This window comes from Mesorhizobium sp. WSM4837 (assembly GCF_055811435.1).
In genome coordinates, this window is the sequence record NZ_JBVVQE010000062.1 from 16,816 (window position 1) to 40,551 (window position 23,736).

The following is a 23,736-nucleotide window of genomic DNA, read 5'->3' on the forward strand; positions in this document are numbered from 1 at the left end:
AACCGGCCGGGCCGAAAGCGCTCCGAAGTCTTGAACAGGAATGAAATCAAATGAATTTGACGGTCTTTGGAATCGGCTATGTCGGTCTGGTGCAAGCGGCGGTGCTTGCCGAAGTCGGCCATCAGGTATTATGCGTCGACATCGACGTGAAAAAGGTGGAGCGGCTCAATCAGGGCCTCATTCCGATTTTCGAGCCCGGGCTCGAAAACCTCGTCAAGGAGAACCATGCGGCCGGCCGCATCAAGTTCACCACCGACGCCGCGGCCGCCGTCAAGCATGGCCAGATCCAGATGATCGCTGTAGGCACGCCTCCGGGCGAGGATGGTTCGGCCGACCTCAAATATGTGCTGGCCGTTGCCGAGGCGATCGGCCGGGAGATGGATGCGCCCAAGATCGTTGTCGGCAAGTCGACCGTGCCGGTCGGCACCTGCGAAAAGATTAAGGCCAGGATCGCCGTGACGCTGAAGGCGCGGGGCCGCGAGGATCTTACTTTCGACGTCGCCTCCAATCCGGAATTCCTCAAGGAAGGCTCCGCGGTGGCCGACTGCATGAAGCCCGACCGCATTATCGTTGGCACCGGCAGCGAGGACACCGAGGCGGTGATGCGTGAGCTTTACGCTCCATTCAACCGCAACCACGAGAAGATGATCGTGATGGATGTGCGCAGCGCCGAGTTCACCAAATACGCGGCCAATTGCATGCTGGCGACCAAGATCAGCTTCATGAACGAAATGGCCAATCTGGCCGAGGAACTCGGCGCCGACATCGAGGAGGTCCGCAAGGGCATCGGCAGCGATCCGCGCATTGGCTACCACTTCATCTATCCGGGCCTCGGTTATGGCGGCTCGTGCTTCCCCAAGGACGTGCGCGCCCTGATCAAGACCGCCGAAGGCGTCAAATTCGATGCCAAGCTGCTGCGCGCCGTCGAGGAACGCAACAACGAACAGAAATCGGTCCTGTTCGATAAGGTGAACCGCTATTTCAACGGCAATCTGAAGGGCAAGACTTTTGCGCTGTGGGGCCTGGCGTTCAAGCCCAATACCGACGACATGCGTGAGGCGCCGGCTCGGGTCTTGATGGAAGCGCTCTGGAAGGCCGGCGCCAAAGTGCAGGCTTACGATCCCGAGGCGATGCAGGAATGCCAGGCCGTCTACGGACTGCGCGAGGATCTGCTCTTGTGCGGGACCAAGGAGGCAGCGCTGCGTGGCGCCGATGCGCTCATGATCGCCACCGAGTGGAAGAATTTTAAGGCACCGTCGTTCGACGCGATCAAGGATGCGCTGTCCACGCCGATCATCTTCGACGGTCGAAACCTCTACGACCCCAAGGTCATCGCTCGCTACGGCATCGAATATCACTCGATCGGCAGGATGGCGGCGTGAGATCAGGCGGGACAGGCCGGTGGCCAGGACATCAAGGACGATCGCGAAGGCTTCGATGAACGCGCTCGTGTCAACAAGGGGTCTTCTCTGATGGTGCTGGGCATCAGGCCGGAACAGATCGCCAACGAGCATTTCGATCTTGTCGCAGTCGGTTCCGGTTTCGGTTCGGCCTTCTTCCTGCATGCGTTCGCCAAGCAGCGAAAGGCACGCATTCTGGTTCTGGAATGGGGCGGGCACAACACGCATGAATGGCAGCTCGAGCAGAACGTCAACACCGACATCGAGGACAAGACCACCTACAAGACCAACTCTGACAAGCCGTGGAATTACACCATCGGATTGGGTGGCGGAACGAATTGCTGGTTCGCCCAGACGCCGCGCTTTCACCCGAACGACTTCAGGCTGAAAAGCCTCTACGGCGTCGGTAACGACTGGCCGATCAGCTATGACGAGCTCGAGCCGTTTTACTGCGATGCAGAGGACGTCATGTCGATTTCAGGCGACCGCGACATGGCGGCGATGATGCCGCGTTCCAGGCCATTTCCCCAGCCACCGCATCACATGTCGACGCCGGACCGGATGATGAAAGCGGCGCAGCCGGACCAGCATTTTGTCATGCCGACAGCCCGCGCGCGCGTGCCGACCGCGCAACGGTCTTCTTGCTGCGCCAACTTGCGGTGCGGATTATGCCCGGTCGATGCCAAATTCACCGCCAACAATGGCCTGATGCACGTCTTCGAGCATCCCGACGTTTCCGTCTGCCTTGGCGCTGAAGTGCGCCGGCTCGACCATATCGGCGGTTCGGTCCGTTCGGTCGCATTCGTGCATGAGGGCAAGGAATATTCGGTCAGCGGCGATCTTTTCATACTGGGCGCCAATGCCATCCAGAGCCCGGCGATCATGTTGCGGTCCGGCCTGTCGGGCGAATTCGTCGGGCGCGGCCTGCACGAATCCTACGGATGGAATTTCGAAGCCTATCTCGACGGTGTCGATAATTTCGACGGAAGCACCATCACCACCGGCTTGAATTTCGGCCTTTATGACGGCGCTCACAGATCGGACCATGCGGCGGCGCTGGTCTATTTCGAAAACCGCTGGCAGCACGGGATGCGCCCTGAAAAGGGACGTGTCCGTCAGACGCTTCCCATCATCATTGTTACCGAAGACCTGCTCGACCCGGAAAATCTCGTGATTCTCGACGAGGATGAAAACGCCTTCGTCAGTTTCGCGGGAGCATCCGACTATGCGGTCAAGGGCATGGCGCGGGCAAAGGAGAAATTAGCGGCGCTTCTGGCGCCGCTGCCGGTCGAAGAGATCTTCGATCGCGGCATCCGGCGCACCGAGTCGCATGTCCAGGGCACGTTACGGATGGGCTCGAGCCCGGCGGATTCGGTGGTCGATCGGGACATGATCCACCATCAGCTCAGGAACCTGGTTGTCGTCGGCTCAAGCACATATCCAAGCTGTTCCTGCGCCAACCCGAGCCTGACGGCGGCAGCCCTCTCCCTGCGGGCGGCGAGCCGGATAGCAGGAAAGGAAATGGCCGGATGACCAAGGTTTCGCGACGCGCGGCACTGGCCATCATGGCTGGCGGAGTTGCTTCGACCGGCATCGCCTACGCCACCGTTTCCTCGCTTTCGGACGAAGACCTGGTGCGCGTCACGCTCGAAAGATATTTCGGCAGGCTGAACATGCGCATCGAACATTTGCAGCAGTTCGTCCTGGAATTCCAGAAGCGGAACCCCTGGATATTTCCAAACACAAAGCTGGGCGATGCTGTCACTGTGCTTGAGGCGCTGAAATTGGGCGCCGCACGCCGGTTTCTGCCCGAACAGAAAAAAGAGGACCTGAGGCATTTCGACCGCTGGGTCATTGCCGAGTTCCATATGCTGACCGACTACGCCCGGCGCAGTTCGCCAGCCGACCCGGTCCGGTTCACCGGATGGCAGCCTTGTACCAATCCGTTCGCCAATTTGGAGACGCAGCAGGATGCTTGAAGCGGGTCGCAAGCCAGCATCCGTAAATAAGCGTGCGTCATTGCCCGTAAACTTGAGAATGCGACAAGGAGCCGAAACCATGAAAGTGCTTTTTGCAGGCGGTAACGGTTACACGCCCCAGTTCAGCGGCGGTGTCCAGTCCAGCACCCATCACCTTGCCGAACAGTTGCGCGAGCACGGGCATGAGGCTTCGGTGCTCGCCGCCCTATTCGGCCAGGGCGTCTTCGGCTACAAGGCGCGCGCCAAGATGAAGCTTTTGAGGCAGCGCGCTGTCATCGACAGCTTTCCGGGCTATCCGGTCGTGCGCGCCTGGTTTCCCTGGGAGGCGGCGGGTTTCGCCGTCGAAAAGCTGAGGCCGGATGTCGCCGTGGTCCAGTGCCACAAGTCGGTTCCGATCGGCAAGGCGCTGCAGGCCGAAGGCGTGCCGCTGGTCGTCTATCTCAGGAATGTCGAGTTCCACGAATTGGGCGGCGATCTGCGCGAGCTGCATTCTGCGCTCTACATAGCCAATTCCGAGTTCACGGCGCGCACCTACAAGGCAAAATTCGATATCGATTCGACGGTTATACCGCCGACCATCAATCCCGCGCTCTACCGCACGCCGACGACAGGCGAGTTTGTCACGCTGATCAACCCCTATGAGGAAAAAGGTTTCGAGCTTGCGGTGCGCATCGCCGCCGCCTGCTCTGAAATCCCGTTCCTGTTCGTCGAAAGCTGGAAGCTTGACGATGATCATCGGGCCCGGATCGAGCAGACGATCGCGCCGGTCGGCAACGTCACCCTGGAGAGCCGGACCAACGACATGAAGACGGTCTACGGCCGCACGAAAATCCTGCTGGCTCCCAGCAAATGGGAAGAGGCCTGGGGTCGGGTGGCGTCGGAAGCCCATTGCAGCGGCATTCCAGTCGTCGGCTCGCGTCGTGGCGGCCTGCCCGAAGCGATCGGCTCCGGTGGCGTGGTGCTGGATTACGATGCCCCACTCGCCGACTGGGTGGCCGTGGTCAGGCGTCTGTGGACCGACAGCCAGGAATATGGGCGGCTTTCAGCGGCGGCGCGTGCATTCTCCGAGCGCCCGGAACTCGATCCGGCGGGTCAATTCGCGACCTTCTTCTCGATGCTGGAGAGGGCGACACAACAGCCTTCGCGGCAAGCCGCCTAACGCATGTCGCCCAAAAGCATGCCCTCGGGCCTGACCCGGGGGTGCGTAGCGGTTTTGCGACAACGACCGCATAAAAAAAATTACAGCGCGCGTCGCGTGACGCGCTTTAAGTCCCGAAACCGGGTTCAAGCCGGTCGTTTGACCCGGCTTTTGAGCGTCTCGTAACCGCGTTCGCCAAGCAGCGTGCGCGCGACGGTCTTGATTGCCGTCTTGCGCCCGTCAGGCGAACTGATTTGCCTTAACCTACCCGGAAGGTTGCGCGCCGCCTGTCCAAGTGCCGGAAGTGACAGCGTGTCGGGATAAATTACCAGATGCGTTTCAACGCACAGCACCGGCTTGCCGGAAAGCTCGGCGATCTTGAGGGCCTGCTGGTGCTCGCTTTCGATGAACAGGATGGCATCGGATTTGCGGTAGAAATCGGCTTTGAAACTGCCATGCACGCCAAGCCGTTGCCGTTCTGCCTTGCTCGGCAGGTCAAGCATGATCAGCTTGTCGTATTCTATGCCGTGCTTTGCCAGCCATGCTTCGGTAAGCGCGCGGTATTTCTCGAGCCGGCTGGTGACGAGCCAGCCGATCTTGCGGGTCGGGCCAAACAGAGGCAGCGCTTCGCCCAGGAATTTCTCATAGGCGGGGCCGTCGTCGTTTTCTGCTTCGGTCGGGTCCAGGCAAAGCACGCCGTCAATGTCGACGCAGCTTTGCGCGAGGAATTTGTGGTGCATGAAGTTCCATTGGAACATCCTTGGATGCGGCACGACCTCGAGGACGATGTCGGTTTCCTCGTGTTGGGGCAGCAGGCCGAACACCGCGGCAAAGGTGAAGTCCGCCTTGATGCCGGCGGCCTCTACCCGGCTGCGCGCCTCTCTCATGGCAGCGCCGCCGCTGACGCTGTCGTCGATCACCAGGACCTTGCGCATATCGGTCGCCTGGCGGTCGAGCGCGGCGCGGCGTTTGGTGACGCCCGAAGAATAGATCTTTCCGGCTAGGAAACTGTCCAGGTCGGTCATCGGAATGTTCGCCGTTAGGCTGAGCAGGGTGGCGGCGAGAATGCCGCTTCGCGGGACCCCGACCACCAGGTCGATGTCGCGCGGCAACCGGTGAAGGTTCCTGACAATCGCGTCATTCATGTCGGAGATCGATCGATAGTGCATGGGATCAGACCTGGTCCTCGTATGGATGTCCGTGCAAGTTACTTTGCCTCGCTTGGCGCTGCCTTAGGCGCCCGTGCCGGCAACAGTTTTAGGGCCTCCCGCAACGCCTCGCGGCCGGAAGCAAACGCCAGCGCGGTCATGACCGTGATCATGTAGGACAGCGCCACCGCGCTCGCCATCGCGAAGATGTGCTGTTGCGGCAGCAACGGCTTGGCGAACCAGATCGCGGCAAGCGCCAGATGCGCGCCAAGCACGAAGGGCGTTGCCGCGCGAAGCATATGGCTTGCCCGCAGCGGCCCGGTCTTTCCGATATACAGCCACAGAAAAGGCGTTCTGAGATACTCGCTGACCGCATAGGCGATCGCCACGCCCAGCGCGCCATAGGGCAGGCCGATCAGGAAGGCCAGCACCGACGTCAAGGCTGTTATGATGCCCCAGCGCATGAAATCGCCCGAGCGGCCCTGGCTGATGAAAAGCCATCCCGCCGGGTTGTTGAGCGGCTGCAGCAGCCCGGCAAAACCGAGCGCCAGGAAGATGCTGGAACTCTGCCGCCACTGCTCGCCGAGCACGAACGGTATCAGCACGTCGGCCATGGCGATGGCGAAGGCAACACCTGGAAGTGCGACCAGCAATATCAGCGGCATGACGCGAAGGTAAGCGCTGCGGTAGCGATCCGGCTCGTCCTTCAGCCTGGAAAGAGCCGGCACCATGACCTTCGACAGCGGGTTGGTGATCTGGCTCAACGGAAACAGAAGCAGCTTGTAGGCGCGGTCATAGAGTCCAAGCTGCGCTTCGCCCCAGTATTTTCCGATCAGCACATTGTCGAGATTTCGGGCAAAGAAGTTGGCGAAGTTGAACCCGGTGATGCCGGCGCCGAAATTGATCAGCTCGCTAATGCCGTTGACCTTGCGCGGCAGGCTGGGGCGCCATCGCGAGTTTGCCCAGTAGCAAAGCGTGGGCAGTACGGCTGCTGTCAGGGTGCCGGCAAAAAGCGCCCAATAGGAACGGTCTATGAAAGTCCAGGCGATCGATACGGCGAGGCCGACAATGGCACTTGCGACGTCGATGATGGCCAAGCGGGCGAACTGCATTCGGCGTGTCAGCAGCGCCAGATGCTGGGCGCCCAGCCCATAGGCTATGATCTGCAGCCCGAGTGCTGCCACCAGGCCTGACACCCGCGGTTCGCCATAGAAGGCGGCGACCAGAGGCGCCGCGCCGGCAAGCACGCAGGCGAGCAATGCGCTAACCGCGACATTGACCCAGAAGAGGTAATTGACCTCCTCATGCTTGATTCCGCTTTTCTGAATCGTCGCCTGGGTCAGGCCGAAATCCTGGAACAGCGCGATGAAAGCCAGCACAGGCGCGCACATCGCCACGACGCCGAAGTCCTGCGGCGAGAGCAGGCGCGACAGCACGATGACGGAGACGATCTGTGTCGCAACCCGCACCGATTGCGCCAAAGCCGTAATGATAGCGCCGCGTCCGACCGATCTGCGGAGAGAGCCCTCTGGCGGGTCGAATGCATTGGCTTGCAAATTCAGGGTCCCTGATTTCGTGCCGGTCCGGAGTCCCGACCCATGCCCGATGCTGCCACCAAACTACGGCAATAATTTTGCAGCGCAACAAAAAACGTCGACACAAAAAACGTCGATCCCTGCTATGCTGCACCAAAAATGTTGCGATGCAGCACGAGCTGTACTAGGATTCTTTCGGGTGGGCCAACAGCGGTCGAGTTTTTCATGCTGCATGTCTTGTACTTGGTGCACGACGTCTCCGACCCGGCAGTGCGCCGGCGGATCATAATGCTCAAGGCAGGCGGCGCCCAGGTCACACTGGCGGGCTTTCGCCGGTCAGCAAGCCCGATCGCCGAGGTCGAGGGCTTGCATCCGATCGATCTTGGCGCAACGCGCGACGGCCGATTCGCCCAACGGCTGGCAGCGGTCACCAAGGCGGCGGTTTCGATCGGGTCGAAACTCGGTTCGATGCCGAGACCCGACCTCATCATCGCGCGCAATCTGGAAATGCTGGCGCTTGCCCGGCGTGCCAAATCGGCATTCCAGGCAACCGTGCCGATCGTCTATGAGTGTCTCGACATCCATCGTCTGATGCTTCGCGACGATTTTCTGGGCAAGGCGATGCGTGGCGCGGAGCGCTATCTGGCCAGGGATGTAAAGCTGCTAGTCACCAGTTCGCCGGCCTTCATCGCAAACTATTTCAAGCCGTTCGGGCAGATTGCCGCGCCGGTCGAACTGCTCGAAAACAAATATTTCGAGCCTGCCGCGGTTTCGCTGAATGATCGCGCGGCGGCGGAGCCCTTCGCTCCGCCTTGGCGGATCGGCTGGTTCGGCGCGCTCCGATGCCGCCGCTCCCTGGAGTTGCTGGCCGAATTTTCCCGACGACTTGAGGGCCGCTTCGAAATCGTCCTCAGGGGCCGTCCGGCGCTTTCCGAATTTCCGGATTTCCACGGTTTCGTCGACTCTGAGCCCTGGCTCTCGTTTGGCGGACCCTATCGGAATCCCGAAGATATGGCGACGATCTACCGTGAGGTTCATTTTTCCTGGGCCATCGATTTTTTCGAGCAGGGGCTGAATTCTGAATGGCTGCTGCCCAACCGCCTCTACGAGGGCTGCCGCTTCGGCGCCGTGCCGATCTCGATGGGCCACACCGAAACCGGCCGGTTCCTCGACCAGCAGGGAATCGGTGTTCTCTTGCCTCAAGCCACTCCCGAGGCACTCGAGGCTGCCCTGGGCGAGTTGGAGGAGCATCGTTTCGGGAAATTGCGGGCGCGTGTTCTTGCCCGCAATCCGCGAACCTGGAGCCACGATCGCAGCGATTGCCGGGCGCTCGTCGAGAAGCTTCGCGGATTGACGGTCGCGCCCGGTTCATATGCTGCCGAGGCACTGGCTTAGGATGGCTAGGGAAGGAGATGGGTCGATGATGCAGACCGAAATGCCGTCCAACCTGATCGTGATTCCGTGCCTGAACGAAGCGGCTCACATCGGTGCGCTTGTTCACGAGCTTCGACCGGCCGCCGAAAGGCTCGGCGCCCGGATCATCGTTGCCGATGGCGGTAGCACGGACGGCACCAGGGCGATCGTCGAGGAGATCGCCAGGAAGGATACTATGATCATCCTTCTTGACAATGAAAAGCGCCTCCAGAGCGCGGCGATCAATCTCGCCATCGCCAGGTACGGCGATGGGGCTGAATATTTCATTCGCATCGACGCGCATGGCGGCTACCCTCCGGATTATTGCGATCGGCTGGTCGAAGAGGCGCTGGCCACCGGCGCTGATTCGGTCGTCGTCTCGATGCTGACCAGCGGCAGCGGCGCAGTGCAGAACGCGGTTGCGGCTGCACAGAATTCCAAGCTCGGCACGGGCGGCTCCAAGCACCGGCATCTCTCGGCGGGAGAGTGGGTCGACCACGGTCACCATGCGCTGATGCGGATTTCGGCGTTCAAGGCGGTGGGCGGCTATGACGAGACGTTCAGCCACAACGAGGATGCGGAGCTCGACTACCGGCTGCGCAAGGCCGGCTACCGGATCTGGATGAGCGGCAAGACGCAAATGATCTATTACCCGCGCTCGTCGCTCGCCGGCCTCTATTTCCAGTATCTCGGCTATGGCCGCGGCCGGGCAAAGAACGTTCTCAAGCACCGCATGATACCGAAGGTCCGGCAGGTGGTGCCGCTCCTGGTGTTCCCTGTCGTCCTCCTCTCTGCCTTTTTCTTCGTGCATTGGCTGGCAGTCATGCCGATTCTGGTGTGGGCGTCGGTTTGTCTCGGCTATGGCGTGTGGATTGCGATCAGCCAGCGCAATCCGGACAGCGCCCTTGCCGGGATTTCGGCGATGGTCATGCATTTCGGCTGGTCCGTCGGTTTCTGGCTGCAACTGCTTGGACCGCGATTGCAACGTAGAAGGGTGGCGTGATGGGTGTGGCCGAAAAAAACCGCAGCGTCGACGTCTGCGTCTGCACGTTTAGGCGGCCGGAGCTTGCCGACACGCTTCGCTCGGTAGCCGCCCTGGACGTGCCTTCGGGATTCGACATCCGCGTCATCGTCGCCGACAATGATGACGGGCCAACGGCCGAACTGCTGGTGGCGACGCTGGCGGAGACGCTGAAGCTGCCGATCAGCTATCGTCATTGCCCGGCACGCAACATCTCAATCGCCCGCAATGCTTGCCTCGACGCCAGCACGGCGGATTTCGTCGCCTTCCTCGACGATGACGAAACGGCATCGTCGAGATGGCTCGTCGAACTGGTTGCAACGGCGGACTTGAGTGGCGCTGCCGCCGTGCTCGGGCCAGTGCGGGCGCGCTATCGGCCGGATGCGCCCAACTGGATGCGCCGCGGCGATTTTCACTCCACACTGCCCGTCTGGGTGGGCGGCGAGATCCGCACCGGCTACACCTGCAACGTCCTGCTCAGTATGGGCGCCGACAGCCTCCGCGGCCGGCGATTCAGCCTGGCGCGTGGCCAGACCGGCGGCGAGGACACCGAATTCTTCGACCACATGGTCAAGGCCGGCGGTCGCATCGCCTTTTCGCCGCAGGCCTGGGTCGATGAAGTGGTGCCGCGCGCCAGGGCGGCCTTCGACTGGCTCCGTCGCCGCCGGTTCCGCGTCGGGCAGACGCATGGGCACCTGCTGGGGCGCGACGCGCATGGCCTCGCGCTGGTCAGGCAAGTCGGCCTCGCCTCGGCAAAGGCGGTTTTTTGTTTCGCATCGGCAATCCCGGTCGCCATCAGTCCCGTGCGCAGGAACCGCAGCGTGCTTCGCGGCATCATGCATGTCGGCGTCGTGAGCGGTCTTGTCGGCGTGCGTGAAATCCGCCAATACGGCCTGCCCTCGCCGCAGGAAGGGGGCAAGCGTGCAGCCTGACGTCACCTTTGTCATTGCCGCCTACAATTCGGAGCTGACCATCGAGCGGGCGATCGCCAGCGCCATCGCCCAGCGCGATGTCAGCGTGGAGGTGATCGTCGTCGACGACCAGTCGCGCGACCGGACGCTCGATCTGGCGCGATCCTACCCCGAAGACATCGTCCGCGTCGTCGCACTTGAGCAAAACCGCGGTCCAGGCGGCGCCAGGAATGTCGGCCTTGAGCTTGCCCGCGGCAGGTGGGTGGCGGTCCTCGATTCCGACGACGCGGTCTATCCCGGGCGGATCTGCACCATGATTGACCGCGCCGAGAAAGCGGGCGCCGCGATCGCAGTTGACAATCTCCAGGTGGTTCGCGAGGACGGTGTTGCCGAAGAGACGATGTTCCCGGCCGACTATCTCGAGGGTTTGAGTGAAATCTCGCTGGCGGACTATATTGCCGGCAATGTGGTCTTCGAATCCAGGTTCAATCTCGGTTATCTCAAACCGATCTTCCAGCGCCGGTTTCTGAACGAAAACGGGCTTCGCTATGACGAAAGCCTGATCATCGGCGAGGACTACATCTTGCTGGCCAGTGCTCTGGCCAAGGGCGGCAAGTGCGTGGTCGAGCCGACGACCGGCTATGTCTACCATATCCGGACCGGCTCCATTTCCCGCGTGCTCGAACCTCATCACGTCGAGGCGATGCGTAAGGCCGACCTCGTTTTCGCCAGAACCCATTCGATGGACGCAAAGGCCGCAGCCGCTTTCGCAAGGCGCACGCGCAGCCTGCGCAAGGCGGCGTCGTTCCTTTCTCTGGTCCAGCACATCAAGGCGCGGTCCCCACTCAAGGCGGTGTGGACGGCGCTCAGCGATCCGGCGGCGGTTTGGCATATGGGCATGCCGATCGCCGTTCGGCTGCGAAGGGTGGCGGCGCAATTTGCCGTGGGTGCGGGGGAGGTGAAGGGTGCAGCAGCTGAAAAATAGTTTTCGCGGCCTGCGACAGGTTGAAGTCGATCTCCTCAGAAGGAATATGCAATGAAGAAAGTCAGGAAGGCAGTCATACCGGTAGCGGGGCTTGGAACGCGATTCCTGCCGGCGACCAAGTCGATGCCGAAGGAAATGCTGCCGGTCGTCGACAGGCCTGTCGTGCAATATGCGGTGGACGAGGCGTTCGAAGCCGGCATCGAGCACATTGTCTTCGTGACGGGCCGCAACAAGGCGGTCATCGAGGATTATTTCGACCTGCATCCAGAATTGATCGGAACTTTGGAGCAAACCGGCAAGACGGCGCAGCTTCAGGCGCTGGAAAGCCTGCTTCCCGTGGCTGGTGCGACGAGCTTCATCCGGCAGCAGTCACCGCAAGGTCTGGGCCATGCGGTATGGTGCGCCCGGGAAGTCATCGGCGACGAGCCCTTCGCATTGCTGTTACCGGACATGGTGTCCTTCGGCGGTCGCGGATGTCTCGCTGAAATTGCGGACCTCTATGCGCAGACCGGCGGAAACGTCATCGCCGTCGAGCGCTGCGACCCGACCGAGACCAGCAAATACGGCATCGTCGGCTGCGGCGCCGATGTCGGCTCGGGCTTCGAGGTCACCGCCATGGTCGAAAAGCCGGCTCCGGCGAATGCGCCGTCGAACTACTACATCAACGGCCGCTATATCCTGCAGCCTGAAATATTCGGGCTGCTCGGCAATCAGCAGCGCGGCGCCGGCAATGAGATCCAACTGACCGACGCCATGGTCCGCCTTGCGCAAAGCCAGGCTTTCTTCGCGCAGCCCTTCAACGGCCGGATGTTCGATTGTGGCTCGAAGGAAGGGTTCATCCAGGCCAATGTCGCCTTCGCGCTGGCGCGCGACGACATGAAGGGACCGATCTTCGAGATGCTTCAGGAGTTCGTCCGGTTGCATGAGCGCCGGGTGGAAGCCGCATAAAGCCCATTTTTTGGGAGCAAGCATATGAATGGTGACGCAAGACATGCCGATATGTTTGACTGCCCAGGTCTCGCGGTGGCTGGCATGAAGCTTGCGTTGGGCATATGCTGATGCTCCCGCTCTAGCGCCTGCAGACGAGAGCAGCGGACCCGAGTGGAGACAGGGTTTCCGAGGCTCAAACAAAAATAGAGCGGCGGCGCGTTCGACTTGAGAGACCGCCGCTCTAGATGCAAACTTGAATTGGACCGAAGATGAATTATGCCAATTTTCCTCTCGACAAGAGGAAACCATTGCCGAGTTCGGACCCAGTCAGCGCCGACGATTTCATCGATGTCGAGCGCCTGCTCGGCATGGCAGCAAGGCAGGCAAAGGTGGTTGCGGCATGCGCTGCCATCGGACTTTTTCTGGGCGTGCTCTATTTGCAGACCACGCCTCCCACCTACATGGCTACGAGCCGTGTGCTGATCGATGAAGGATTGAACAAGGTCGTTGACGAGGTCTCGGCGGCGTCGGTCAGCATGCAGACCGACTCCGCCATTCTGAGCCAGATCGAAATACTCCACTCGGCGAGACTGGCGGCGGTGGTCGTCGACAAGCAGAAGCTCGATCAGAACGACGCTTTCATGAACCCTCCGACGTCGGCCGTGTCGAAGGCTGCCGGTTTTGTGCGCGGCGTGGTCCGGTATTTCCGTCCCAACCCCGCCGTGGGTACGGCCGATGTTACTCAGCTTGACCCGGCGACGCGTGACGCGATGATTGCCTCGTCGCGGCGCGATTACGCAATCCTCAAACTGCAGGACGAGGTGCAAGCCGAGCGCATCGGTCGCAGCTATGTGATCTCCATCGCCTACCAGGCCACGGACCCCGCACTTGCGACCGCGGTTACCAAAGCCTATGCCGACGCCTATCTCGCCGATCAGCTCGATGCGAGCTTCGATGCGACCGAGCGGGCGGCGGTCTGGCTGCAAGGTCGGCTGACGGAGCTTCGCGAAAGCTCCCACGCAGCGGCGCTCGCCGTCGAGAAGTTCAGGGCCGAACATGGGCTGGCCGTCGATGACGGCCAGTTGATCAGTGACAAGCAACTGTCGGACCTCAATGGCCAGCTCATTGAGGCGCAGGCCGACACCGCCCGCGCCAGCGCCCGCTACCAGCAATACAAGTCGATCGTCGAAAGCGGTTCGGACAACGCATTCAGGGACGCCGCGATATCCGCCGACCAGCCGAGCAACTCGATCATTTCAACGCTCAAGACCCGCTATCTCACTGTCGCCAAGCGGCAGCAGGATATCGAAGCCAATTTCGGGGCTGAGCATCCCCAGGCGGTCGCACTTGCCAAGGAAAGGGCCGACATATCGGCGCAGATATTCGGCGAGCTGAAGCAATTGACCGAAAGCTACCGCAACGAATACGAAGTCGCTCTCGCGCGCGAGACGGCGCTCCGTGCAAATGTCGCGTTAGCGGCTGGCAAGAGTTCCATCGACAACCAGTCGCAGGTCAAGCTGCGCGAACTGGAGCAGAAGGCAACGGCGCTCTCGACGCTCTATCAAACGTTCCTTGGCCGCTACGAGGAAGCCTCCCAGCAGCAGTCCTTCCCGGTCGGCAAGATCCGCGTCATCTCGGACGCGACGCTGCCGAAGTCCGCGGCAACCCCGCGCACGTCCATAGTGCTGGGACTTTCGCTCGTGCTTGGCGTGATGTTGGGAGCCGGGGTTGGTGGCCTGAATGAGTTCAGGGAGCGGTTCTTCAGGACCGGCGAAGACGTTCGCGATCGCGTCGGCCTCAAATTCCTTGGCTACCTGCCGATCATTGGCAGCAAGGTCGCCAAGGACGACAAGCGCGATGACGGTCAGGCGGATATCAAAACCGCCCAATCAGCGTCGGCGGCTGAAAGACGCGCGCGCATGCGGGTGAGCATCGACGCCCCGGCATCGATGTTTTCCGAGACGCTGCGCAGCGCCAAGATTGCCTTCGACGTGGTGATGGAAGGGCAGGGCAGCCGGGTCATCGGCGTAATCTCGGTCCTTCCCGGCGAGGGCAAGTCGACCGTGGCGGCGAATCTGGCCGGATTGCTTGCCGCCAACGGGTCGAAAACGCTGCTGGTGGACGGCGACCTGCGTAACCCCGGCCTCAGCCGCAGCCTTGGCATGGAAGCCGAGCAAGGCCTGATGGAAGCGGTGGTGAGCGGGCAGACCTGGCAGTCCGTCGGCAAGATCGACCGGCAGACCAAGCTGGCGATCGTCCCCGCCGTGCCGCGCGGTCATTTCTCGCACACAAGCGAGCTTCTGTCGTCGGCCGGGATGCGGCGTTTCATCGACAATGCCAAGGAGACCTTCCAGTACATCGTCGTCGATCTGCCGCCGCTCGGCCCCGTGGTCGATGCCAAGGCCTTTGCGCCGCTTGCCGACGGCTTCGTGCTCGTGACCGAGTGGGGGCGCACGCCGCGTGCGATGGTGCAATCCATATTGAGTTCGGAATCCTATATCGCCAACAAGATCGTCGGCGTCGTCCTCAACAAGGTCGATTTGAAGAAGCTGGCGAAGTATGGATCGATCGGCGGCTCGGAAAAATTCTTCGACAGATATTCGTCATACTATCTGGAGAAGTCGGAAGCGCGGACGAAGGTGAACAGCTGAGGCCGGTCTGTAGGACCGATATTGAGCAGATCGTCGTCTTGCGCCGTCAGGCCGATACCGGGCCGAGGCCGTCGTGAGCGAAGACGAATGCCCCTCGAACAGACCATGACAGGCAGCCTGTGCACGAGCCGGTAGGGTCGGTGAAGAATGACGTTCCTTAGGGTGCCGGTCGATTTCCTCGCTTGATCAGGTCGCCGAGCCACGACGGGTCGCGCAAAAGCGTTCGCACCCTGCTTTGTGCCGGACATTCCACCGTAGGACGTTTGCAGCCAGGAACCGGCGTGACGACGCTGGCGCGTTACGCCGCCTTGAGACGGTAGCGGAAGATGGTGTGGTCGAGCAGAAGCCGGATGCGCGGTTCGGCCTCGATCGCAATCAGCCAGCTCGCGGCGATCATGGTCGCCCCGACGATGACCACCGAAAGCAGGTATGGCACTCCCGCACGCACCAAGGCTCCGAGAATGGCTGCGCCGACGACATTATGGATCAGATAGAGAGGGTAGGTCATCAGGCCGATCCGGCGCCAGCCGCGCCAGGACAGATCGAGCCGTAACGACCACGCCATCAGCGCCATGGCAGCGAGGAACAGGACGATCGGCGGCCCGTAGGGCATCGCGGCTTCGACCTTGATGCTGCGGACGTCGACAGCGCTTATGATCTGCAGCACGCCGCCGGCCAGGAACAAGGCGCAGAAGACAAGGCGGGCGGGCGTCACTGCCTTGAAACGCATCAGCCAGAACAGCACACCTGTCGCGAAAAAACATCCGTGATGCACCAGGAGCAGGTCGAGCCAGCGCGCCTCGGCAAGGTCCGTCCAGTCGAATGGATAGTACAGGCACCAGAAAATCGTGCTGATAGCGCCGAGCGCAACTGCCACCGCTTCCATCAGGTCGAAGCGGCCGAGCCGCAGCAGGATCCAGACGATGGCGTAAAAGGCGATCTCGATGCCAAGCGTCCAGTAGACGCTGTCGACCCAGGGGTTGAACGGAACGAACAGGACGGTGCGTATGAGCGTGGTGACTGCGTCCGTCGGCCAACTGAGATCGACGAGAAGCAGCACCATCGCGGTGACCGGCGCACAAATCCAGACGGCCGGCGCCAATCGTTTCACCCTTGCCTCGAAAAACCGCAGCGGTGTGGAATGCTCGGCGCTGAAGGCGATGACGAAGCCGCTGATGACGAAGAATATCTGGACGCCGACCCATCCGAATTGGACCAGTCCGCCTATTTCCGGATGCGGCGGGATGCCGCCCGTCGCACGCGCCGAAACGCCCTCGGGGAACGCCCACACCCAGAAGCCGTAGTGGTAGACCATCACGAGGACAGCGGCGACAAAACGCAGGATGTCGACGCCGCCGAATGTTGTTTTTTGCTGAGCCATGCCGTGCCTCGGAATGGCCCCCCACGCAAAGGTTTAAGGGCTATTGCTGCATTGCACAACAGACGATTGCAGTGCAGGATGAATTCGTATTCGTCCGAAGCCGCGATCCGCCTGCCGCGCTCCGAAAGCAGCTAAAGCCCGATTCCGCGTCCCTGCAGCGCTGCGGTGATTTCGTCGAGAATGACCGGATCGTCGATAGTCGCCGGCATTGTCCAGTCTTCCTTGTCGGCAATCTTCTGCATGGTGCCGCGCAGGATTTTGCCGGAGCGCGTCTTGGGCAGGCGCTTGATCGTGACCACCGTCTTGAAGGCGGCGACCGGGCCGATCCGCTCGCGCACCAGCGTGACCACCTCGGTCTCAATAGTGGCGCTGTCACGCGTGACACCGGCATTCAGCACGACGAAGCCGAGCGGAACCTGGCCCTTCATCGCATCTGCGACGCCGACGACAGCGCACTCGGCAACGTCCGGATGCGCGGCCAGCACCTCCTCCATGGCGCCGGTCGACAGCCGGTGGCCGGCGACATTGATGATGTCGTCGGTGCGGGCCATCACGAACAAATAGCCGTCCTCGTCCATCATGCCGGCATCCGCCGTCTTGTAGCAGCCGGGGAATTCCTCGAGATAGGCTTGGCGAAACCGGTCATCGGCATTCCATAGCGTCAGCAGGCAGCCGGCCGGCAGCGGCAGCTTGACCACGACATTGCCCAACGTGCCGCGCGGCACTTCGTGGCCGGCATCGTCGAGCACACGGATGTCGTAGCCGGGCATCGGCACTCCGGGCGAGCCGTATTTCACCGGCAGTAGCCCTAATCCGGCTGGGTTGATCGTCATCGGCGAGCCCGTCTCGGTCTGCCACCAATGGTCGATAACCGGCACGTTCAATTTCTGCTCCGCCCATTTGATGGTTTCCGGATCGGCGCGCTCGCCGGCGAGGAACAGCGTGCGGAATTTCGACAGGTCGTATTTCGGGACGAATTCGCCCTTGGGGTCCTGTCCCTTGATGGCGCGGAATGCGGTCGGCGCGGTGAACAGCGCGACCACGCCATGCTCTGATATCACCCGCCAGTAGGTTCCGGCGTCGGGCGTGCCGACCGGCTTGCCCTCGAACAGGACGGTCGTGCAGCCATGCAGCAGCGGGCCGTAGACGATGTAGGAATGGCCGACCACCCAGCCGACGTCGGAAGCCGCCCAGAACACCTCGCCCGGCTTGACGCCGAACTCGTTCTCCATCGACCATTTCAGCGCAACCATGTGGCCGCCATTGTCGCGCACGATGCCCTTGGGCTGGCCGGTCGTTCCGGACGTGTAGATGATGTAGAGCGGATCGGTGGCGAGCACCGGAACGCAGTCGACATTGGCGCCCGCGGCCCGCTCGCGGGCGACGGCGTCGGCATAGTCGATGTCATGGTTCTCCTTTAGCTCGCAGCGCAGCTGATCGCGCTGCAGGATGAGGCAGGCTTCGGGCTTGTGCCGCGACATCTCGATCGCCTTGTCGAGCAGCGGCTTGTAGGCGACGACCCGCCCGGGCTCCAGGCCGCAAGAGGCGGAAATGATCAGCTTCGGTCTGGCGTCGTCGATGCGTGTGGCGAGCTCGTGCGAAGCAAAGCCGCCGAAGACGACCGAATGTACGGCGCCGATACGGGCGCAGGCAAGCATGGCAAACGCAGCTTCCGCCACCATCGGCATGTAGATGATGACCCGATCGCCTTTTCGGACGCCGCGGTTCTTCAGCACCGACGTCAGCGCGATCACCTCGCGTTTCAATTCGGCATAGGTGAATTTCCTGACCGTGCCGGAAATCGCGCTGTCATGGATCAGCGCGATCTGATCGGCGCGGCCACCCGCCACGTGGCGGTCGACGGCGTTGAAGCAGGTGTTGCAGGAGGCGCCGCCAAACCAGCGCCCATAGACGCCGGCATTCGCATCGAAGACCGTTTCGAACGGCGAGAACCAGTCGATGGCCTTGGCCGCATCCGCCCAGAATTTTTCCGGATCGCGTTTCCAGCCGTCATAGACCTCGTGGTAGCGTGACGCCATCCAGCTTTCTCCCAGGAATGTTTCTGTCCTTGGAAATAGCGTATGCTGTTTTTGCAAGCACGTGCAAATTCGTCTTGGCGACCTCGCTTTGGTCGAAATGGACGTGACCGCCGCTTTATCGCCGCAACCGGCCAGGTCGTAGAAAGCGCCTGCTTGCTTAATACTGTTGCTATAGCCGTGGCGCGGTGTTGGCCGTGCTACATCCCCCGGCGCAGCGCAGCCGTATGCACCGGTGCGTCCCACAATGCGGTCGTCTCATCGTCGAACATGGTCAGCGTGATCGAGCAGCCGGCCATGTCGAGCGATGTCACATAGGACCCGACCAGTGAACGGGCGACCGTCACGCCGTTTTTCTCGAAGATTTTCCGGGCGCTGTTGTACATCAGGTAGAGCTCCATCAGCGGCGTGCCGCCGAAGCCGTTGACGAAAAGCAGCGCCGGGCCTTTTGCCCTGTCACCGAGATCGCCAGATATCGCCGCGCAGATCTCCTCGGCGATGGCGTCGGCGCTCTTCAACGCGTCGCGGCGGCGCCCGGGTTCGCCATGGATGCCGACGCCGAATTCCATCTCGCCGTCGCCGATATCGAAGGTCGGCCTGCCGGCGGCCGGTACGGTGCAACTGGTCAGCGCAACGCCCATCGAGCGCGTCGCGCCATTGATGCGTTCGCCAAGCGCCTTCAACGGCTTCAGCGCCATGCCTTGCTCGGCCGCGGCGCCGAGGATCTTCTCGACCACCAGCGTGCCGGCAACGCCGCGTCGGCCAGTGGTGTAGGAGGAGTTCTCGACCGCGACGTCGTCATTGGTCACCACTTGCATCACACCCTCCGACATTTCAGCAGCCATGTCGAAATTCATCACGTCGCCCTCGTAGTTCTTGACGATGAACAGGCAGCCGGCACCGGTGTTGACCGCCTCCGCGGCCGCCATCATCTGGTCCGGCGTCGGCGAGGTGAACACCTGGCCGGGGCAGGCGGCATCCAGCATGCCATGCCCGACCAGCCCGCCATGCAGCGGCTCGTGGCCAGAGCCGCCCCCGGAAATCAGCGCTACCTTGCCGGGCTTGAGTGTCCTGCGGCGCACGAATTTATGCTCGTCGCCAAGCACAAGGATGTCGGCATGGGCGGCAACGAAGCCGTCGAGGCTTTCGGTCAGCACCGTGTCCACAGAATTCAGAAACTTCTTCATGGCCGTCTCTCCCGAAATAGCTGAACGTGGCGCGACTATGTCCCGCCCTTGCCGGCGATGCTGGTGATCTTCTGGATGAAATCGTTGACCGCCCTGTCGAGCGCCGCGTTCTGTTTGTCGTCGCCGAAATCGGGAACGATCAGCGAAACATGCCGCGTCTTGCGCATGCCGGATGCCAGCGACATTTTTCCCGGATGCGCCTGATGGTAGGCGGCAAGAAAATGGTCGCGTTCGGCCGGGCTGAAATGACAGACGGCGAAAATAGCCGGCAAATGTTTTGACGGGATCGGGATCGAGTAGGCCGGACTGGAAATCTGGGTGACGAAGCTGCGATGCTTGCCCAACGCGTCGGCGAGGCGCTGGCGCATGCCGGACGGGCGCTGGTCGAGGACCTGCGACAGGATCGTCTTATAGGCGCGGATCGCCTCTTCGGAACCGGCTTCAGGCGTCTTCTTGGTTTCGGCCATGCCGGTGCCTAGATCGAGACGTCCGCAATGGCCACCTTGGCCATTGCGAGCTGGGCGGGAACCACGGAAAGGTCCCGCAGACCGGCCTCAATCAGCGCCGGGATCGCCGCAGGATCGCCGCCGGCGTCGCCGCACAGGCTGACCGGAATCTTTTGCGCGCGGCCGAACGCCGCAACCGAGGCGATCAGCCGAAGCACGGCCGGGTTCCTGATCGAATTGAGATGCGCGACCGAGGCATTGTCGCGCGCCGCCGCCATCACATACTGGGTCAGGTCGTTCGAGCCGATCGAGAAGAAGGCGACCTCGGCAAACGCCTCAGGAGCGATCGCCACCGACGGCACCTCGACCATGATGCCGAGCGGCGGCATTTTTTGCGCGACGCCGCGCGCGGCAAGCGCGGCCTGCTCTTCGGCGAAGAGCGCGGCTGCTCGCTGATACTCGTCCCACACGGCGACCATCGGGAACATCACCTTGAGATTGCCATGCAAGGCGGCGCGCAGCAGCGCCCTGATCTGCACCCGAAAAACCTCCGGTCTCGCCAGCGATAGCCTGATGCCGCGCAGGCCGAGAAACGGATTACCCTCCTTGACGGTGAAACCCGGCACCGGCTTGTCGCCGCCGGCGTCGATGGTGCGGATGGTCACCGGTCTGTCGCCGGCCCATTCGAGCACCTTGCGGTAGGCGCGATACTGCGATTCCTCGTCCGGCAGCGTCTTGCCGAACAGGAACTCGGTCCGCATCAGCCCGACGCCATCGCAGGTCGAGACATCGATACCATCGACATCGGACGGATCGGCGATGTTGACCTGCACCCGCACCGCAGTGCCGGCTTTCGTCACCGCCGACCGAGCCAAAAAAGTTTCCGCCCTGTCGCGACGTGCCGCGAAAGACGACGACGATTGCCGGAACGCCTCGACCTCTGCCCTTGTTGGCCTCAGCACGATGCCGCCGTGCTCGGCATCGAGCAGGGCGACGCCGGCAAGATCAGCCGGCGAAGCACCGAGCCCCACGATCATAGGCACGCCGCGCGAGCGCGCCAGCATGGCGACGTGGCTGGCGGTACTGCCTGCCTTCAGCGCAATGCCGCCGCCGGCGCTCCAGTCGGTTTCGAGAAAGCGCGTCGGCGCGATGTCCTCGCCGTAGAAGATGGCGCCTGTCGGCGCGGCAGCCGCGCTGTCCGCTGTCAGCGCGCGAAGCACCTGGTCTCTGATGTCGCGCATGTCGGCGGCGCGTGCCCGGAAATAATCCTGATCCGACGTTTCATAGCCGACAATTTCGGCGTCAAGCGCCTGCCGCCATGCCGCATCGGCCTGCTGGCCGGCGGCAATCGCGGCAAAGGCCGGGCCGGTCAGCGCATCGTCCTCCAGCATGGCGAGCTGGAATTCGAGAATGTCGGCGGCATCGCCGTCGGTTGCCTGGATCAGCTTGGCAAGCCGGCCTGTCGCTGTGCCGATTGCCGTTTCGAGCGCGAGCCTCTCGTCAGCGGCGGTCGCTTTACCTTTATAGCGCGCGACGACCGGGTCGAGGTTGAACAGCGGCCCTTCGGCATAGCCGGCCGAAGCCGGGATCCCCTGCAGCTTAAGCGGTTCGGGCATGGTCCACGCCCTCGTCGAAGTCGCGCCGCACCAGTTCGACGAGCGCGCCGACCGCCTCGCCGGCACCGTCGCCCTTGGCTCTGATATGCAGCACCGTGCCTCTCGGCGCCTTGGCCGCCATCACCTTGACGATGCTCTTGGCGTCGAACCAAGGACCGTTGGCGGCGAGCGCAACTTCGACTTCGGCCGAAAACGTCTTGGCGAGCTTGGTGAATTTCACCGAAGGGCGCGCATGCAGGCCGACCTCATGGGTGATCAGAACGGTGGCTTCTGCGGATGCGGACATTGAGTCAAAATTCCTGTTCATTCACGATGGCGACAATTCGTGTGCCGTCGCCACCACTTCCCTGAGCGAGGCGCCGCCGGACGCCTCCGTCGCCGCCATCACCGCGCCCTCGACGATCGGCGCGTTGCAGACGATGATCTTGTGCGCGCGCGGCTCGCCGATCATCTCGACCGCCATCTCGCTGTTGGTTTCGGCGCCGCCAAGATCGACAAGTATAGCGACACCTGCCTCCGACCAGGCCTTGTTGATCGCGCCCATGATCGCCTCGACATTGGTTCCCAGCCCGCCATGGCCGTTTCCGCCGCACCATGCAAGCGGCACTTCGTCGCCGACCATCTGGCGCACCATGTCGGCCGTGCCCTCGGCGACCAGCGGTGAATGCGATACGATGACGATGCCGACATTGCTCATGCTTGCCCCTCGATGGTCTCGGTGACAGCCCGCACCAGAAGCGCGGTCGAGCGTGCCCCGGCATCCATATGGCCGATGGAGCGGTCGCCGAGAAATGAGGCGCGCCCGCGCAAGGCCTTCATCGGCACGGTGGCATCGGCAGCACTGTCCGCGACATCGGCGATTTCCGATCCGGTCTTTCCCTGTAGCAGGGCGTCATGCACCGGTTGCAGCACGTCGAGCATGGTCTTCTGCCCGACCTGCGACTTGCCCCTGGCTGCCACCGCCTCGATCGCCTTGCCGAACGCCGACATCAGGTTGGCGCGATCTGGCTCTGCGGAAATTTCCTTGCCGAGCGCCATGAACAGCGTCCCGAACAAGGGGCCCGAAGCCCCGCCGACGGTCATTACCAGCTTGGTGCCGATCGCCTTCAGAGCGTCCGGCAGCGGCTTTGTCGCGAACGTGTCGGCCTCGGCGCGCACTGCCTCGAAGCCGCGCTTCATGTTGAGCCCATGGTCGCCGTCGCCAATCGCCTGGTCGAGCCTGGTCAGCTCTTCGGCGTGAGCGGCAATCGTGTCGGCGGTGACGGATATCAGCGTCTTCAGGTCGAACTTGTCCATCGTCCCGGTCTTGTCCAGTGTCGCAGTCTTGTCCAGTGACCCGCTCTTTTCCAGTGTCCCGTTCTTTTCCAATGTCCCGGGGCTCATCGGTTTGCAATCCTGTTTCCGGCCTGGTCGAAGAACAGCGGCGCCCGGTAGCGGATAATCACCCTGTCGCCTTTTTCCAATTGGATGTCGGGGTCCGTCAGCGTCACCAGCTTTCTGCTTCCCACCGTCACATGCAGGTGGTTCTGGTCGCCCAGATGCTCGACCCAGTTAACAACGCCGTCGGCGGGGCCATTCGATGCCTTGCCGATCGACAGATGTTCTGTACGCGCGCCGATCGTTTTGGTTCCCGCCGGCATGTCGCCATCCGGCAGCAGGCCGGTCGGCAACAGATTGATCGCCGGCTGGCCGAGCCTTGCGGCGACATGAAGGTTCGCCGGCTCCGAGTAGATGGTGCGCGGCGTGCCGATCTGCGCCAGCACGCCGTCGGCAAGAATGCCGATGCGATCGGCCATCGTCATCGCTTCGATCTGGTCGTGCGTGACATAAAGCATGGTGGCGGCCGCCACCGCCGGGAAGCCCGTCAGTTAGAGCCCGAGGTAGGGGCGCAGCGTTGCATCCAGCCGCCGCAACCGGGCCTCCCAGAAAAAGATCGACGGCGTTCGCCCCCACCCCCCC

The 23,736-nt window shown here is 62.3% G+C and carries 20 protein-coding genes and 1 pseudogene; 10 read left to right on the forward strand and 11 right to left on the reverse strand.

All coding sequences use genetic code 11. The features are described from left to right. Positions 1-50: 50 nt before the first annotated feature. The 4 genes from AC0L3D_RS27850 (at position 51) to AC0L3D_RS27865 (ending at position 4,538) form a co-directional block, all read left to right on the forward strand. Positions 51-1,382, forward strand: a complete 1,332-nt coding sequence (locus AC0L3D_RS27850) for a UDP-glucose dehydrogenase family protein (protein ID WP_128244485.1) — start codon at positions 51-53, stop codon at positions 1,380-1,382. A 90-nt stretch (positions 1,383-1,472) separates the two neighbouring features. Continuing rightward, positions 1,473-2,933, forward strand: a complete 1,461-nt coding sequence (locus AC0L3D_RS27855; RefSeq protein WP_473627031.1) for a GMC oxidoreductase — start codon at positions 1,473-1,475, stop codon at positions 2,931-2,933. After that, the gene (locus AC0L3D_RS27860) at positions 2,930-3,379 is read left to right on the forward strand and encodes a hypothetical protein (RefSeq protein ID WP_091592804.1); all 450 of its coding nucleotides are present in this window, start codon (positions 2,930-2,932) and stop codon (positions 3,377-3,379) included. The genes AC0L3D_RS27855 and AC0L3D_RS27860 overlap by 4 nt, the downstream gene beginning before the upstream one ends. Positions 3,380-3,458: 79 nt before the next feature. Beyond that, positions 3,459-4,538: a glycosyltransferase gene (locus AC0L3D_RS27865; protein ID WP_473627032.1), complete on the forward strand. Its 1,080-nt coding sequence runs from the start codon at positions 3,459-3,461 to the stop codon at positions 4,536-4,538. Between the two features lie 125 nt (positions 4,539-4,663). On the opposite strand, the gene AC0L3D_RS27870 is transcribed toward AC0L3D_RS27865, so the two are convergent. Together AC0L3D_RS27870 and AC0L3D_RS27875 are read right to left on the reverse strand one after the other, a co-directional pair. Next, a complete protein-coding gene (locus AC0L3D_RS27870) occupies positions 4,664-5,686 on the reverse strand; it encodes a phosphoribosyltransferase family protein (RefSeq protein WP_023796740.1) in 1,023 nt (340 codons plus the stop codon). A 38-nt stretch (positions 5,687-5,724) separates the two neighbouring features. Then, entirely contained in the window at positions 5,725-7,221 is a 1,497-nt protein-coding gene (locus AC0L3D_RS27875; RefSeq protein ID WP_353682530.1) for a lipopolysaccharide biosynthesis protein, read from the reverse strand. 204 nt (positions 7,222-7,425) lie between these two features. Here AC0L3D_RS27875 and AC0L3D_RS27880 point away from each other — a divergent pair, with 204 nt between their 5' ends. The 6 genes from AC0L3D_RS27880 to AC0L3D_RS27905 all read left to right on the forward strand — a co-directional run bounded on the left by AC0L3D_RS27880 (position 7,426) and on the right by AC0L3D_RS27905 (position 15,111). Beyond that, positions 7,426-8,595, forward strand: coding sequence for a glycosyltransferase family protein (locus AC0L3D_RS27880; protein ID WP_473627034.1), 1,170 nt, complete (start codon positions 7,426-7,428; stop codon positions 8,593-8,595). Positions 8,596-8,623: 28 nt separating this feature from the next. Next, positions 8,624-9,616 carry a glycosyltransferase family 2 protein gene (locus AC0L3D_RS27885; protein WP_473627071.1) on the forward strand — a complete coding sequence of 331 codons (993 nt, stop codon included), beginning with the start codon at positions 8,624-8,626 and terminating at the stop codon, positions 9,614-9,616. Next, complete coding sequence (locus tag AC0L3D_RS27890) at positions 9,616-10,566, forward strand: glycosyltransferase family 2 protein (protein ID WP_473627035.1); 951 nt, start codon at positions 9,616-9,618, stop codon at positions 10,564-10,566. Before AC0L3D_RS27885 ends, AC0L3D_RS27890 begins: the two co-directional genes overlap by 1 nt. After that, positions 10,556-11,530: a glycosyltransferase family 2 protein gene (locus tag AC0L3D_RS27895; RefSeq protein ID WP_473646474.1), complete on the forward strand. Its 975-nt coding sequence runs from the start codon at positions 10,556-10,558 to the stop codon at positions 11,528-11,530. Before AC0L3D_RS27890 ends, AC0L3D_RS27895 begins: the two co-directional genes overlap by 11 nt. Before the next feature lie 51 nt (positions 11,531-11,581). Then, the gene (locus AC0L3D_RS27900; RefSeq protein WP_023796734.1) at positions 11,582-12,478 is read left to right on the forward strand and encodes a UTP--glucose-1-phosphate uridylyltransferase; all 897 of its coding nucleotides are present in this window, start codon (positions 11,582-11,584) and stop codon (positions 12,476-12,478) included. Positions 12,479-12,729: 251 nt separating this feature from the next. After that, positions 12,730-15,111: a polysaccharide biosynthesis tyrosine autokinase gene (locus AC0L3D_RS27905; RefSeq protein ID WP_128172944.1), complete on the forward strand. Its 2,382-nt coding sequence runs from the start codon at positions 12,730-12,732 to the stop codon at positions 15,109-15,111. A gap of 298 nt (positions 15,112-15,409) precedes the next feature. Here the strand turns inward: AC0L3D_RS27905 and AC0L3D_RS27910 are convergent, their stop codons facing one another. The 9 genes and pseudogenes from AC0L3D_RS27910 to AC0L3D_RS27950 all read right to left on the reverse strand — a co-directional run. Then, on the reverse strand, positions 15,410-16,492 hold the full coding sequence (locus AC0L3D_RS27910) for an acyltransferase family protein (protein ID WP_473627037.1): 1,083 nt from the start codon (positions 16,490-16,492) through the stop codon (positions 15,410-15,412). A gap of 131 nt (positions 16,493-16,623) precedes the next feature. Then, complete coding sequence (locus AC0L3D_RS27915; protein WP_473646476.1) at positions 16,624-18,531, reverse strand: propionyl-CoA synthetase; 1,908 nt, start codon at positions 18,529-18,531, stop codon at positions 16,624-16,626. A 197-nt stretch (positions 18,532-18,728) separates the two neighbouring features. After that, positions 18,729-19,715, reverse strand: a complete 987-nt coding sequence (dhaK, locus tag AC0L3D_RS27920; RefSeq protein WP_128168336.1) for a dihydroxyacetone kinase subunit DhaK — start codon at positions 19,713-19,715, stop codon at positions 18,729-18,731. 35 nt (positions 19,716-19,750) lie between these two features. Then, the gene (locus AC0L3D_RS27925) at positions 19,751-20,182 is read right to left on the reverse strand and encodes a hypothetical protein (protein ID WP_023796729.1); all 432 of its coding nucleotides are present in this window, start codon (positions 20,180-20,182) and stop codon (positions 19,751-19,753) included. Between the two features lie 8 nt (positions 20,183-20,190). Further along, complete coding sequence (gene ptsP, locus AC0L3D_RS27930) at positions 20,191-21,777, reverse strand: phosphoenolpyruvate--protein phosphotransferase (protein ID WP_473627039.1); 1,587 nt, start codon at positions 21,775-21,777, stop codon at positions 20,191-20,193. Continuing rightward, positions 21,761-22,063: an HPr family phosphocarrier protein gene (locus AC0L3D_RS27935; protein ID WP_287171369.1), complete on the reverse strand. Its 303-nt coding sequence runs from the start codon at positions 22,061-22,063 to the stop codon at positions 21,761-21,763. The genes ptsP and AC0L3D_RS27935 overlap by 17 nt, the downstream gene beginning before the upstream one ends. Positions 22,064-22,084: 21 nt before the next feature. After that, positions 22,085-22,474, reverse strand: coding sequence for a dihydroxyacetone kinase phosphoryl donor subunit DhaM (gene dhaM / locus AC0L3D_RS27940; RefSeq protein WP_123146397.1), 390 nt, complete (start codon positions 22,472-22,474; stop codon positions 22,085-22,087). Next, the gene (gene dhaL / locus AC0L3D_RS27945) at positions 22,471-23,073 is read right to left on the reverse strand and encodes a dihydroxyacetone kinase subunit DhaL (RefSeq protein ID WP_473627073.1); all 603 of its coding nucleotides are present in this window, start codon (positions 23,071-23,073) and stop codon (positions 22,471-22,473) included. Before dhaL ends, dhaM begins: the two co-directional genes overlap by 4 nt. Positions 23,074-23,156: 83 nt before the next feature. Beyond that, a pseudogene (locus tag AC0L3D_RS27950) lies at positions 23,157-23,736 on the reverse strand (TOBE domain-containing protein); the annotation flags it as partial.